The organism is Streptomyces sp. NPDC051133 (genome assembly GCF_040682635.1).
Lineage (GTDB): Bacteria > Actinomycetota > Actinomycetes > Streptomycetales > Streptomycetaceae > Streptomyces.
Map to the genome: position 1 here is coordinate 1 of NZ_JBFBBK010000102.1, position 10,897 is coordinate 10,897.

Consider the following 10,897-nt stretch of genomic DNA (forward strand, 5'->3'; position numbering starts at 1 on the left):
TCGTCGTTCGGATGCGCAACGTCTACCGACTAGGCCATGCGGGGGATGCACTCACGTCCGGCGTGTCGCCCGGTAGTCCGGTCAACACCTCGGTGCTTGCCGCCTGCGCATCCGATGGCGATGCGGCGGGGGCCGGCGGGCAGGTCGGCGTAGTCGGCGAGGTTGGCGATGAGTTCGAGGGCGCCGGGGGTGTTGCGGACGACGTCCTGGACGCGGGGGTCGAGGCCGTCGAGGTCGAGGATGTCGCGGGCGGCGGCCGGGTCGCGGAGCCGGTCGCGGACGTCCTCGATGCGGTCGGCCTGCGGCGGGACGGGGCGGCCTTCGGTGTCGTGGGGCAGGTGGAGGTAGCCGAACGACGTCACCTTGATGACGGGCTTGGGCATGTGGAGGTCCGTTTCAACGGGGCGGGTTGGGGCGCCGGGGCGGCCGGACGGGAAGTCGACGGCCGCCCCGGGCGTCATGCGGTGGCGGGGGTGCTGGTGTCGGCGGCCGCCGTCTGGGCTGCGCCGGCTTCGCGTTCGGCGTGGCGCTGCTGGAGCTGGTCGATGGCGACGTGGTCGGTCAGGGCCGTGGTGATCAGGTCGCGCTGGTACTCCATGCCGGCGAGGACGCCTGCGTGGTAGCGGCACTGGTCCTGGGCTTCGAAGCAGGCGGGGCAGTCCTCCCACGACACGTCGTACGGCGCGGTCTCCGGCCCCGGCCGCTCCGGGTCCGACCGGTGGTCGGCGGGGGAGTCGGGGCTGGAGGTGAACAGGTCCTCCTGCCAGGTGGGCGGCAGTTCACGGAGATAGCCGGCCAGGGCGGCCGCGATCGGCCGGTAGTGCTCGAACAGCGACGCCCAGAGCCTGCGGGCCTCGGTGTCCGGGTCGAACCGCGGGGGCAGCTCATGGGCCTCACGGGCGTAGGAGCGTGCCTTCTCCCGGCGCTCTTCCCAGTGGCTGGTGTCGATGCCGGCCTCCACGGCCGCGCCCAGGATCTGGGTGTCGTGGAGGAACTCCGGCGCTAAGAGCGACGCGGCGAGGGCTTCGGCTGCGGCGGAGTCGCGGCGGGCGAGCGCGCCCACGGCCTGGTCGGTGAGGAAGGCCCAACGGCGAGCCCAGAAGTCCGCGTTGCTGTACGCGGTGGCGAGCATCCGGGTGCGCAGGCGGGTGAGGTGAGTGGTGCCGGTCATGAAGAGGAGTGCTCCTTCGTGCGGTTGGTGTCGGCGGGGCGGCCGGAGTCTGTGTCGACGACCGCCCCGCCGACGTGAGGGGTGATCCCGGCCGGGCCGGGCACGGGTTCAGCGTGTGGCGAGGGCGGCGCGGTGCTCCTGGCGGTGCTCGGTGGCCGCGGGTTCGGCGAGCTGCTTGATGTGGTGGGGCGTGCCGACGTCGCCGTGCTCGGAGCAGACGACGGCGTACGCGGTGCGGCCGGTGCAGCCGGAGGCGGCATCGCGCGGCTTGCCGGAGGGCTTCACCTTGTGGTCGCAGGTGGTGTTGTCGGCGTGCCGGGGTTCCACGTGGATGGTGATGCTGGCCATGGCTCTCCTGTGGGGACGCAGGGAGCGCCGTGCCCTGCTGGTGGGGCGGGGCACGGCGCTTGGGGTTGAGGTCGTTAGGGGGTGTCGGTGACCACGAGGAACTGGTCGCTGTTCAGGTCCATCACGACGCGGGCGTCGATGCCCTGATCGCGCCGGGCGGCGGCGAACTCTTCCGCCGGCCAGGAGCCGCGGGGGGCTCCGGCGGGGAATCGCTCCAGGACGGAGCGCTGCTGGTCGGGCGTCGGGGTCGGCGCGCTCACAGCTCGGGGTCCTCGAGGTCGGAGACGTTGCCGAACATGTCGTCGATCGCCTGGGTGACCTGCGGCCGGTGCTCGGGCCGGGTGGAGCTGAGGACCGCCCCGGTGAGGCTGATCAGGTCAATGTCCTCGAACAGCTCGGTGATGTCGGCGATCGTCTGGGAGTCCAGGACGGTGCCGGTGTCCGGGCGTTCGCTGTCCAGGTAGCAGCTCATGGCATCGACCTGGTCGGCGAGCTGGTGGGCGCGGCCTGGGGTGATCTCGATGCTGTGGCAGTGCTCCCCTCCCGAGCCGAGGACGCCGGTCGGGCTGATGTGGATTCGGATGCTCGCGTCCGGGCCGGGTTCGCCGGCCAGTGAGGTGAGGGCTTCAGCGAGGGCCTCGATCGCCGTGTTGCGGTTCGTCTCCACAGAAGTGGCCGTGTCCGCGTCGCTGTCCGGGGTGTCCAGTGCCGGGGCCTCAAAGAGGACTTCGAGGGTGTCGGCTTGGAGGTGGAGCCCGCCGCCGGCGTTGTCGGGGAGGGTGAGGTATCCGGTGACGCGCAGCAGGTCGCCGGGGCGGCACTCGGTGAAGAGCGCGTTGACGACGTGCGGGTTCTGGCTGGTGCAGGGGACGGTCGCGTCGTCGACCAGCCGGTCGGTGGGGGAGCAGGTCAGCCGCCAGCAGGCGGTGCCGTCCTGCTCGCCGAAGACCGGTTCGGCGGACAGGTAGCCGTCCAGGGCGAGAGGTATGGCGTCCATCAGCGCACCGCCTCTGCCGTCGTCGGGTTGGCGGCGAAGTACGCGTCCAGGATCTTCTTGGCCGGGTTGCCCCGGTCGGCGACCTCGTAGCCGTTGGCCCGTGCCCAGGTCCGGATCGCGGCCAGCTGCTCCTTGCTGAACTTGCCGCTCGGGGCCGGAGCGGCGGCGGTGGTCGGGGCGGGCTTTCCGGACTTGGCCTGCCGCAGCGCCTCCTTGGCCCGGGCGAGTTCGCGCTCCAGCCGGTCGACGCGGCCCTCGGCTTCAGTGACTGCCTGTTCGGTGTCGCGGCGTACCGCGAGTTCGGCCAGGGCCGTGCGGGCCTTGGCGGCGAGGGCCTGGACTCCCTTCGCCGTGTGCTGCTCGCCCCAGTCCAGCAGCGCCTCGATTCGCGCCTGCGGCGTCGCCGTCACGGTGTCGGGAGCATCGGGCGTGGGGGAGTCCGTGCCGTTTGTGGCGGCGGCCGTCTTGGGGGCGTCGGTGCTGTCCGGCGTGTCCGTGTCGGAGGTGTGCAGTCCGGCGCTCTGGACGGCCTTGGCGATCTTGGCGTGCTCGATGGCTTCGGCGAGTTCGGCGTCGGACAGCCCGAGGGTGTCGCGGACCTGGTCGGGGTTGTCGCCGCGGGTGAGCATGTCGACGGCGGCCGCCGCGTAGGCGTTGGCGTTGGCGGTGGGGGCCTGGGTGGTCATGAGGTCTCCGGAGAGGGTGTCGGGGAGGTGAGGCAGGAGCGCGGTGAGGGTGTCGGCGTCGCTGGGGGCGCCGATCGCGTCCAGGAGTTCGGCGAGGTCGTGCTTGTCGCCGGCGTTGCGTGCGGTGACGCGGGCCGCGGCGGCGAGCTCTTCCAGGGGGCTTGGCTGGGGCGGGCGGGATGCGGCCGCGAGGGCCTGCTGCCAGTCGGTCGTCATGCCGCCGCCCTCGGCTTCCGCAGCGCGAGGTCCAACAGCTCGCGGTTGTGCTTCTGCTGGTCGGCGGTGAGAGGCCGGGGTTTCGCGGTGCCGCGCCGCCGCCAGTTCGGGTGGGCCGGGGGCTCGGGATAGGCGAGGGCGTGGTCGACGTCGTGTTGTGGGGTACTGCTCATGGGTCCTCCAGGTGGAGGTCAGGCGTGGTCGTCGCCTTGGCCCTTGGACTTGGGCTTCGGCTGGATGTCGGAGGCGAACCGCCCAAGGCGGGCCTCAACGGGGTTGGCGGTGATCCAGCCCTCCGCGCATGCCTTGTGCACGGGCTCCCCGGAGTGGGAGCGCATGGGCGTGGGCTGGCCGCACAGCGCGCAGGGGAGGTCCTGCCAGCGGTCGAAGTGCTGGCTGTCGCGCCAGACGAGAAGTTCGCCGGGAGCCGGGATCAGGCCCGGCTCGAACGGCGGCTTCTCCTTCTTGCGTCCCGTGCGGGTCACGGCCGGAAGTCGGGCAGCTGCTGGAACACCTGCGCCAGCAGGTCCGGCTTCGGCTTCCAGGCCGGAAGCGCGCCCGTGGCTGGCACGGGCAGAGGGAGCTCCTGGACGTCGGCGAGGACCAGGTGGTGCGAGCCGCGCTCCGCCCAGGGACTCGTGCACCGCGCCGGACCCCTGGTCCGGGTGGCAGCCGGTGAGGCGAGCGACGCCGATGACCGCGCCGAAGGGCAGTTCGCGGCCGCGGATCGCGGTGGCGACCAGCGGGTCGCGCAGCACGGCGGGCTCCGGCTTCGTCTTCCCAGCGTGGATGAGGACCCAGCCCTCCCACGGCCAGTGCACCGGCCTGTTCTCCGGGTTCTTCCCGGCGAGGATGCAGGTCGCCCAGGGCTGGCGGATTGTGATGCCGCGGATCCAGTCGCCCTCGCGCAGGGTGGCCAGGCTCATGCGGCTCGCCCCCACACCGCCGTGCCCGGGCGGCCCGCGCGCCGGCCGTTGATGGACGCCACCTTCGCGTGCTCCTTGGTGGCGAGGTGCGCGCGGCCGGAGTGCTTGCCGTCGTAGAGGGCCGCATCGGCGGCCCGCTGCAGCAGGGACAGGTCGCGGGAGCCGATCACGTCCGGGGTCGCAGCGCCGACCGAGGCGGCGACGTCGACGGTGCGGCCGTCCTCGAGGACGACGGGGGTGTGCAGCATGCGGACCAGCTGTGCGAGGCGCTGGTCCAGGCTCGCGGCGGGCACCTGGACGGCGACGGCGAACTCATCGCCTCCGAGGCGGCCGATGGACGCGCGCGGGCCCGCCCATGCGGTGAGCCGGGCGGCGGTCGCGGCCAGGACGGCGTCTCCGGCCGGGTGCCCGAAGTCGTCGTTCACGGCCTTGAAGTGGTCCTGGTCGACCATGACTACGGCTAGGTCGTCGCCGCGGGCCAGGAGCCGACGGGCGCGGGCGGTGTAGGAGTCGCGGCGCAGCAGGCCGGTCAGCGGGTCGCGGCGGGTGGCGGCGAGCTGCCTGTGCAGCGTGACCGCGTGGACCGCCCAGCCGGTCAATGGCACGGCGGCGGTCGTCAGTAAGAGGGTGCGCTGGCCGATCCGGCCCTGAACGCGCAGGAGGGACGACATACTTGGGTTCTCCGTCTCGTCTCGTGCGGGATGGATGGGCCCGGGGCAGCCGTCAAGCCGCCAAGCACAGCGGCTGTCCCGGGGCAGAGCTAAAGCTCGTAGGGGCTGGAGTTGAGCCAGCTGTACGGGCTCCTCCAGGGGCCGGCCTTCGCGGCAGGCCAATCGAGCTCCCAGCCGGGCCGGTATCCGCAGGCGCCCCAGCCGTCCGGGCGCCCGTGGGGAATCTCGAGTCCGGCCTCCGCCGCGGCGCGTGCCGCGTCGTAGACCTCATGCGCGGCCTTCACGGCGGCGCTGCGGCTGTCGGCCTGGCCGGTGAAGACGTGCACGCCTTCCAGGCCGGTCTCGGTGCTCCGTATGGGGACGTCGACCTCGAAGTAGGGCAGCAGGGTCATGACGTCCATCTCCTCTCGTGATCGCGGCGGTTGAGGGACCACCGCGACCGCCCCGGCCCCGGCGGTGAGCCGGGGCCGGGGCAGCACGGAGGGTCCGTCAGCCTCGGATCGCTTCGAGGGCCTGTGCTTCGAGGTCGGCGCGGCCTTCGGGGTCGTCGTCCTGGTCGTCGCCGTTGTTCGGGCCGTGGACGGTGCAGACGATGTCCTCGTCGTCGTCCAGGTCGCCGTTGAGCGCGCGGAACAAGCAGGTGACGCTGTAGGCGGGCACCCACACGTAGCCGTCGCATTCGTCGTCGTGCGGGCACGGCACCATCACGTCGAACCCGACGTCGCCCTCTCCGTCCACGTCAGTGCGCAGGGCGAGGGTGAGGTACTGCTGACCGAGGCGGATCTCCGCGACGCGGTCGCCGTCGGCGACGTTCGAGCCGGGCTTCCACTGCCATAGCGGCAGGATCTCCTCGCCGAACACCCGGGCCACGAGGTTCAGGTCACCGAGGCCGTCGCCGCCGTCCAGCCCGAGGTCGGCTTGCCGGGCCTGGCTCAGGCGCTCCAGGAACGGCAGCAGCCGGTAGAGGCTGTCGGCGAAGACGACCTCGGGGAAGCCCTCCGCCTTGAGGGTCCGGTGCGAGTCGACCATGTCCTTGCGCTGCTTGATGACCGTGGCCTCCGGCACCGTGCGGTTGGCAGGCCGCGGGCCCTGCCGCTCGATGCAGACGCTCCCGGGGGTGGCGACCATGACCGCGATCGGCAGCATGCCGTGCCGCTTGGCGGCGGCGACCAACGGCTCCCTGGCGGCCCGGGCCACGTTGGTCGCGTCGACGACCGTGAACAAGCGGCGGCGCATGCGGGCCTCCAGGAGCAGGTGGAGGGCGGCGACGGCGTCGCCGGTCGCGTCCTGGTCGCCCGCGTCGTCACTGACGACCTCGCGCAGCGCGTCCAGGGACAGGACCTGCGAGGCGGGCCAGGTGCGCGCGATCGTGGACTTCCCGGCGCCCGACGGGCCGATGAGGACCACCAGGCTGTGCTCGGGCATCTGCGGGTAGATCAGCTCGGTCATGCGGATTCTCCTTGCGGGTCAAGGGCGCGGGCAGCCCAGATGAGGCGCTGCCCGGCGTCGTCGGTGATCAGGGCGGAGGCTTCGTGCAGCGGGCAGGAGGCGTCACCGTCGCGGTCGGGCTCGATCTGCTCGGCACGGCGCACGGCGACGGAGATCATCTGCGCGAGGGCCGGGATGAGGCCGCCGGGCGGGTCGATGTCCTCGATGAGCTCGCGCAGGATCGCGGCGAGCTCCTCCTGGTCGACGTCGTCGGCGCTGAGGTCGTCCTCGATCTGCTGGAGGGCCAGCGAGGCGATGCCGACCGCGGCGCGGACGCGTTCCAGGCGGGTGCGGCTCACCGGCGGGCGCCGGGGCGGGTGGAGAGCCAGGTGGTGACGGCGGCGGCCGCGATGCCGATGGAGCGGTGCAGGGCCGCGTCCAGCTCCATCCACGCGCTGCCCGGCCCGGTGAGCTCCGAGGTGGCCTTGCCGTCGTCGTCGACGCGGGCGGCCTTGCAGTGCTCGATGTAGCCGGTCTTGCCGGTCTTCTTGGCCAGCCACAGCAGGACGGCTCCGCGGTCGATCGCGGCATGCGTTCCGGCGTTGATGGCCGCGCCGGCGAGCAGCGCGCCGGGGGTGACGCGGTAACCGAACGCCCGAGTGATCGCGACGGTCGCCCCGAGCTGCACGGCGGTGTATGAGGCGACGTGGCAGGCCACCGCACGCCGACCGAGGGCGCTGGTGGTCATGGTCGGGCGGGTGGAGTCCGGCGTGGCGGGGGAGCCGTCGGCGTGGACCAGGTCGTCGCCGTACAGGCGCTTGCGCATCGCGGTCTTCGAGCCCTGCACCCAGTGGTCGCACAGGGGGTGCAGCTCGCCGAAGGTGGCCAGCAGAGTGCCGAAGAGAGCCAGACGCTCGGTGGTGAGACGGGGCATGCTGGAGGTCTCCTGATCTCGAAGAGGGTGAGGGAGCGGGGTGGCCGGCCCTTTGCCGATGCGCGGCCACCCGGCGGTCCCGACCCCGGCCGGTGTGGCCGGGGCCGGGTCGTTCAGAACGGGGGTTCGTCCGGCCAGGCTGGGACGGGCAGGAGCCGGACGCGCAGCTCGCGCCGGTCCGACCAGCAGCCGCCCGCCTCCATCTCCGGGTTCGCGCCGCCGACCCACCAGCCGCCCAAGCCCCGGCAGTCGGGGCAGGAGCGGCGGGGTCGGGGCGTCAGCTCGATGCGGTACCGGTCGGCGTACAACTTCCAGTGGCCGGCCTTCAGAGCGGCGGCGGCCGCGGCGACCGTGACGGGCATGGCGGCCGCGACCAGCACGGCGGTTCGCACGCGCACGACGTCAGGGCCGGCCGAAGGGCTGGACGGTGAAGCGGGTGCCGTGTCCCGAGCTGGCGGGCGCCGCCGCGAGGAAGCCGGGGTCGGCCTTCGCGATGTCGCTCAGCACCGCCTTGATCCAGTCGGTGGAGCGCTGGAGGTCGACGCGAAGCCCGGTGAAGTCGGAAAGGCGTACCTGGTGCGGGGCCGTGCCGTAGCGGCGGGCCCACAGCCGGGTGCGGATCATCTTCGCGGCCTCGGTGTCGTCGGGCCGGGCGGGGATGCCGCGCGGCACCGCCCGGCAGGTGGCGGCGTGCGCGTTGGCGTCCTGGGCGGCCTCCGCCTCCGTCATCACGTTGCCGGAGGCGTTGCGGTCAGTGCGGTGGATGCAGCCCAAGCAGGCAGCGGCGTAGCGGGCGGTGCCCTGGTCGGTGTCGGCGGTGTAGACGAGGACGGTCGCGCCCTCCAGCGCCCGGTAGCGCTGGGAGACGATCGTGCCCTCTGGCGTCCAGGTCTCGGGCACGACGACGGGCGCGGTGCGGGTGAACAGAGCCACGTGACTCTCCTTCGAGGGGTTCGTTGATCAGGCGGCCAGCCGGTGGACGACCGGGGCCGGGGACGGCAAGTAGGTGTCGGGGCTGGGCTCGTAGCCCCTGGCGCAGGGGTCGCAGCAGCCCTGGGTGCGCAGCGGGAGGCAGAAGTAGTAGCGCCGGCCGCACTCGGGGCAGGTCTGCCGCGCGGCCATCGCCTGGTCCAGCGCCCATTCCTGCGCGAGCGTCGGCGTCCGTTTCGGCCGGGCGAGGTTCACGTCGTAGAACCAGCCTCGGGTGGGGTGGTTGCACGACTGGTCGGGCCGGTACGAGCACCCTTTGCAGCGCAGGACCGCGACCGGTCCGTGCCCGCCGGGGCTGAGGCCCTTCTCCCGTAGCTGGCGGCGTGTGGCCAGGCCCTCGGGACAGGTGCGCCGGTCGTACTCCGGCAAGGTCGCGGTGCTGCGCGGCACCTTCTTGGCCTCGCGGCGGCGCCCCTTCTTCCGGGGGCGGGGCATCACCGGTTCCAGGCGCCGGGGAGCCGGGCGGGACGCTGCGGGTAGCGGGGGCCGGGGCGCTGCGGGCGGGGCCGGCCGATCCGGCGGCGCGGGCGGGGGATGAGCACGGTGTGTCCTCCAACAGGGTTGATGGCGGGCAGTGCTGCGCCCCGCTGGCGGAGGGTCCGCTGACGGGGCGTGGGGTGTGGCGGGTGGCCGGGCGGCCTGTCCGGTCCTCGCCCGCGCGGGGCGGGCGAGAGCCAGGCAGGGCGACGGGTCAGCGCTTCTGGAGCGGGTGCACGTTGTCCGGGGTGTCGTCGGCGGCCGGGGCGGCCGGGGCCGGGAGGTGGATGTGCGGCTCGATCTGGTGACCGGCGTTATGGATGTGGGTGAAGAACGCCGGTCGCAGGGTCAGGCCGCGCAGCGCGAACGCGGAGGCGACGGTCCAGGCGAGGACGGCGAGCCCGGTGGCGATGGTGCGGCCGTCGGCGGGAGCTGCGCTGTAGACCATGGCGATGCTGGCCGCGCCCCACGCGGTCCAGGTCAGGCGGGCGCCGCTGCTGCGGAAGAACCCGCCGACCAGGCCGAAGATGCCGACCAGTTGCCACACGGTGTAGACGGTGGAGGCGCTGATCGGCAGCGAGGCGGAGTGGGCCGCGATGTACGAGCGGATCGGCTGGTCGACCACGGCGAAGACACCGGTGGAGGTGTCGGCGCCGACCTGGACGCGCGGCACGGCAGTCAGCAGGCGGTGCAGCGTGTCGGCCAGGACGTCGGTCGCGCCGTCCAGCAGGATGAGGACCGCGCAGATCCCAGCGAGTCCGAGCGCCGTCTTCACCCAGTTCGCCATGCCGTGCCAGCCGAGTTCGGGGGCGCGGCGCAGGTCCTCCCAGCGGTCGTGCAGGAAGCCGCCTTCGTCCCAGGCGCCGTCCCACCACTCGCGCAGGGCCTCCAGCCGCGGCTCCTTCTCTCCGAGGTCTTCGAGCGAGGGCACGGGCGGAGGCGGTGGGAAGTCGAGGGCCTGGCCGTCGGCGGGCAGGGACTCCTGGCGCTGGCCGGGGATGTGCGGGGTGCGGTCGGTGTGGTCAGCCACGGTCGGCATCTCCTTCGAGGGCGGTGACGCTGCGTACGGGATGGGAATGTCTCTGTCGCCGGGGCCTGGTGGTGCGCCAGGCTGGGGCGAGGCCAGGGAGCAGCAAGGGGGCGCGATGGCAGTCGAGTTCGATTCGGTGATCGCCGACGGGGTGATGTATCCGGCGTTCACGGACGACGACGGTGTGCTGTGGATCGACGACGAAGACGACTTCGAGGTGGTGGTCGACCACGCGGTTGTCGATGGGGTGATCTATGAGGCGGAGGTCGATGAGTACGGCCGCCTGCTGATCTACCTGGACGACGACTGATCGCGCGGGCTGCCCGGGGCGGCCTGCGGCGCACTCGACTCCCGGCCGTGCGGGCGGGGTTCGAGTACGACGCAGGGTGCCGGGATCAGCTGTGGATGTCGTTGCGGGTGCGGGCGAAGAACATGCCGCGTGTGGTGCTGTGGTTGTTGATCTCGGTCTTCTGGGTGACCGGGCCCTCGTAGATGTTCTTGGTGACGGCGGAGCGGGCGCGGCTGATCGCGCCGCCGATCGCGGTGGCGGCCATGGCGAGGCCGGCGAACGGCAGGGTGACCATCAGGACGCCGGTCAGGGTGACCGAGGCGAGGCCCTGCAGTACCAGCCAGGCGCCGCAGCCGATGCCGGTGACCCCGGCTCCGACGCCGATGGAGGCGACGGCTATTCCGGCAGCCCAGGCGGGCACGATCCGGCGGTCGTCCTGATGGACGGGCGGGGTGTCACCGTAGGGGGGCACGGGGGAGTCGTCGCGGAACGACGTCGGGAAGTGGCGGACCGGCGGCTCGGGCCGGAAGTTCTCTTCGATGATCCGCTTGGCTTCGGCGGCGGCCTCGGAGTCGGACATCGGGCGGCTGTCGGTGGAGTGGAAGTCCATCGTGCTGTCCCCGTTCGGGTGCGGGCGCGTCCATGTGCCGGTCGGTGATCAGGTCCTTGCCCCGGTAGAACGTGGTGAGGCAGGCCGGCGGCGACGTCCAGGTGCCGCCGCGCAGCACGTGGAA

The 10,897-nt window shown here is 72.7% G+C and carries 19 protein-coding genes and 1 pseudogene; 1 reads left to right on the forward strand and 19 read right to left on the reverse strand.

Going from position 1 to position 10,897, the window contains the following annotated elements; translation table 11 throughout:
- Nucleotides 1-29: 29 nt before the first annotated feature.
- The 18 genes and pseudogenes from AB0N17_RS44115 to AB0N17_RS44200 all read right to left on the reverse strand — a co-directional run bounded on the left by AB0N17_RS44115 (nt 30) and on the right by AB0N17_RS44200 (nt 9,874).
- Entirely contained in the window at nt 30-383 is a 354-nt protein-coding gene (locus AB0N17_RS44115; RefSeq protein ID WP_366017338.1) for an RNase adapter RapZ, read from the reverse strand.
- A gap of 74 nt (nt 384-457) precedes the next feature.
- A complete protein-coding gene (locus tag AB0N17_RS44120; protein WP_366017339.1) occupies nt 458-1,171 on the reverse strand; it encodes a hypothetical protein in 714 nt (237 codons plus the stop codon).
- A gap of 108 nt (nt 1,172-1,279) precedes the next feature.
- The gene (locus AB0N17_RS44125; RefSeq protein WP_366017340.1) at nt 1,280-1,519 is read right to left on the reverse strand and encodes a hypothetical protein; all 240 of its coding nucleotides are present in this window, start codon (nt 1,517-1,519) and stop codon (nt 1,280-1,282) included.
- A gap of 74 nt (nt 1,520-1,593) precedes the next feature.
- The gene (locus tag AB0N17_RS44130; RefSeq protein ID WP_366017341.1) at nt 1,594-1,779 is read right to left on the reverse strand and encodes a hypothetical protein; all 186 of its coding nucleotides are present in this window, start codon (nt 1,777-1,779) and stop codon (nt 1,594-1,596) included.
- Nucleotides 1,776-2,516, reverse strand: coding sequence for a hypothetical protein (locus tag AB0N17_RS44135; protein WP_366017342.1), 741 nt, complete (start codon nt 2,514-2,516; stop codon nt 1,776-1,778). The genes AB0N17_RS44130 and AB0N17_RS44135 overlap by 4 nt, the downstream gene beginning before the upstream one ends.
- On the reverse strand, nt 2,516-3,418 hold the full coding sequence (locus AB0N17_RS44140) for a histone-like nucleoid-structuring protein Lsr2 (RefSeq protein WP_366017343.1): 903 nt from the start codon (nt 3,416-3,418) through the stop codon (nt 2,516-2,518). The genes AB0N17_RS44135 and AB0N17_RS44140 overlap by 1 nt, the downstream gene beginning before the upstream one ends.
- Nucleotides 3,415-3,591: a hypothetical protein gene (locus tag AB0N17_RS44145; protein ID WP_366017344.1), complete on the reverse strand. Its 177-nt coding sequence runs from the start codon at nt 3,589-3,591 to the stop codon at nt 3,415-3,417. Before AB0N17_RS44145 ends, AB0N17_RS44140 begins: the two co-directional genes overlap by 4 nt.
- An 18-nt stretch (nt 3,592-3,609) precedes the next feature.
- The gene (locus AB0N17_RS44150) at nt 3,610-3,903 is read right to left on the reverse strand and encodes a hypothetical protein (protein ID WP_366017345.1); all 294 of its coding nucleotides are present in this window, start codon (nt 3,901-3,903) and stop codon (nt 3,610-3,612) included.
- Nucleotides 3,900-4,344: pseudogene (locus AB0N17_RS44155) on the reverse strand (hypothetical protein). The gene AB0N17_RS44150 and the pseudogene AB0N17_RS44155 overlap by 4 nt, the downstream one beginning before the upstream one ends.
- Complete coding sequence (locus AB0N17_RS44160; protein WP_366017346.1) at nt 4,341-5,015, reverse strand: GGDEF domain-containing protein; 675 nt, start codon at nt 5,013-5,015, stop codon at nt 4,341-4,343. The pseudogene AB0N17_RS44155 and the gene AB0N17_RS44160 overlap by 4 nt, the downstream one beginning before the upstream one ends.
- Before the next feature lie 89 nt (nt 5,016-5,104).
- Nucleotides 5,105-5,416 (reverse strand): hypothetical protein, encoded by a 312-nt coding sequence (locus AB0N17_RS44165; protein WP_366017347.1) that lies wholly within the window; start codon nt 5,414-5,416, stop codon nt 5,105-5,107.
- An 88-nt stretch (nt 5,417-5,504) separates the two neighbouring features.
- On the reverse strand, nt 5,505-6,464 hold the full coding sequence (locus tag AB0N17_RS44170) for an ATP-binding protein (protein WP_366017348.1): 960 nt from the start codon (nt 6,462-6,464) through the stop codon (nt 5,505-5,507).
- Nucleotides 6,461-6,802: a hypothetical protein gene (locus tag AB0N17_RS44175; RefSeq protein WP_366017349.1), complete on the reverse strand. Its 342-nt coding sequence runs from the start codon at nt 6,800-6,802 to the stop codon at nt 6,461-6,463. Before AB0N17_RS44175 ends, AB0N17_RS44170 begins: the two co-directional genes overlap by 4 nt.
- Nucleotides 6,799-7,377, reverse strand: coding sequence for a hypothetical protein (locus AB0N17_RS44180; RefSeq protein ID WP_366017350.1), 579 nt, complete (start codon nt 7,375-7,377; stop codon nt 6,799-6,801). The genes AB0N17_RS44175 and AB0N17_RS44180 overlap by 4 nt, the downstream gene beginning before the upstream one ends.
- Before the next feature lie 113 nt (nt 7,378-7,490).
- The gene (locus AB0N17_RS44185; protein WP_366017356.1) at nt 7,491-7,739 is read right to left on the reverse strand and encodes a hypothetical protein; all 249 of its coding nucleotides are present in this window, start codon (nt 7,737-7,739) and stop codon (nt 7,491-7,493) included.
- Nucleotides 7,740-7,779: 40 nt separating this feature from the next.
- Entirely contained in the window at nt 7,780-8,310 is a 531-nt protein-coding gene (locus AB0N17_RS44190; protein WP_366017351.1) for a hypothetical protein, read from the reverse strand.
- A 27-nt stretch (nt 8,311-8,337) separates the two neighbouring features.
- Nucleotides 8,338-8,802: an RRQRL motif-containing zinc-binding protein gene (locus AB0N17_RS44195; RefSeq protein ID WP_366017352.1), complete on the reverse strand. Its 465-nt coding sequence runs from the start codon at nt 8,800-8,802 to the stop codon at nt 8,338-8,340.
- 256 nt (nt 8,803-9,058) lie between these two features.
- On the reverse strand, nt 9,059-9,874 hold the full coding sequence (locus AB0N17_RS44200; protein ID WP_366017353.1) for a hypothetical protein: 816 nt from the start codon (nt 9,872-9,874) through the stop codon (nt 9,059-9,061).
- A gap of 115 nt (nt 9,875-9,989) precedes the next feature.
- Between AB0N17_RS44200 and AB0N17_RS44205 the strand changes: the two genes are divergently transcribed.
- Nucleotides 9,990-10,184, forward strand: coding sequence for a hypothetical protein (locus AB0N17_RS44205; RefSeq protein ID WP_366017354.1), 195 nt, complete (start codon nt 9,990-9,992; stop codon nt 10,182-10,184).
- A gap of 85 nt (nt 10,185-10,269) precedes the next feature.
- Here AB0N17_RS44205 and AB0N17_RS44210 read toward each other — a convergent pair whose 3' ends face one another.
- Complete coding sequence (locus AB0N17_RS44210) at nt 10,270-10,773, reverse strand: hypothetical protein (RefSeq protein WP_366017355.1); 504 nt, start codon at nt 10,771-10,773, stop codon at nt 10,270-10,272.
- Between the last annotated feature and the right edge of the window lie 124 nt (nt 10,774-10,897).

What these genes read in the sequence shown, in the direction of transcription:
- AB0N17_RS44140 (WP_366017343.1), bottom strand. Translation starts at nt 3,418, where the DNA reads ATGACGACCGACTGGCAGCAGGCCCTCGCGGCCGCATCCCGCCCGCCC.
- AB0N17_RS44195 (WP_366017352.1), bottom strand. Translation starts at nt 8,802, where the DNA reads ATGCCCCGCCCCCGGAAGAAGGGGCGCCGCCGCGAGGCCAAGAAGGTG.
- AB0N17_RS44120 (WP_366017339.1), bottom strand. Translation starts at nt 1,171, where the DNA reads ATGACCGGCACCACTCACCTCACCCGCCTGCGCACCCGGATGCTCGCC.
- AB0N17_RS44165 (WP_366017347.1), bottom strand. Translation starts at nt 5,416, where the DNA reads ATGGACGTCATGACCCTGCTGCCCTACTTCGAGGTCGACGTCCCCATA.
- AB0N17_RS44135 (WP_366017342.1), bottom strand. Translation starts at nt 2,516, where the DNA reads ATGGACGCCATACCTCTCGCCCTGGACGGCTACCTGTCCGCCGAACCG.
- AB0N17_RS44145 (WP_366017344.1), bottom strand. Translation starts at nt 3,591, where the DNA reads ATGAGCAGTACCCCACAACACGACGTCGACCACGCCCTCGCCTATCCC.
- AB0N17_RS44205 (WP_366017354.1), top strand. Translation starts at nt 9,990, where the DNA reads ATGGCAGTCGAGTTCGATTCGGTGATCGCCGACGGGGTGATGTATCCG.
- AB0N17_RS44160 (WP_366017346.1), bottom strand. Translation starts at nt 5,015, where the DNA reads ATGTCGTCCCTCCTGCGCGTTCAGGGCCGGATCGGCCAGCGCACCCTC.
- AB0N17_RS44125 (WP_366017340.1), bottom strand. Translation starts at nt 1,519, where the DNA reads ATGGCCAGCATCACCATCCACGTGGAACCCCGGCACGCCGACAACACC.
- AB0N17_RS44115 (WP_366017338.1), bottom strand. Translation starts at nt 383, where the DNA reads ATGCCCAAGCCCGTCATCAAGGTGACGTCGTTCGGCTACCTCCACCTG.
- AB0N17_RS44170 (WP_366017348.1), bottom strand. Translation starts at nt 6,464, where the DNA reads ATGACCGAGCTGATCTACCCGCAGATGCCCGAGCACAGCCTGGTGGTC.
- AB0N17_RS44185 (WP_366017356.1), bottom strand. Translation starts at nt 7,739, where the DNA reads ATGCCCGTCACGGTCGCCGCGGCCGCCGCCGCTCTGAAGGCCGGCCAC.
- AB0N17_RS44210 (WP_366017355.1), bottom strand. Translation starts at nt 10,773, where the DNA reads ATGGACTTCCACTCCACCGACAGCCGCCCGATGTCCGACTCCGAGGCC.
- AB0N17_RS44180 (WP_366017350.1), bottom strand. Translation starts at nt 7,377, where the DNA reads ATGCCCCGTCTCACCACCGAGCGTCTGGCTCTCTTCGGCACTCTGCTG.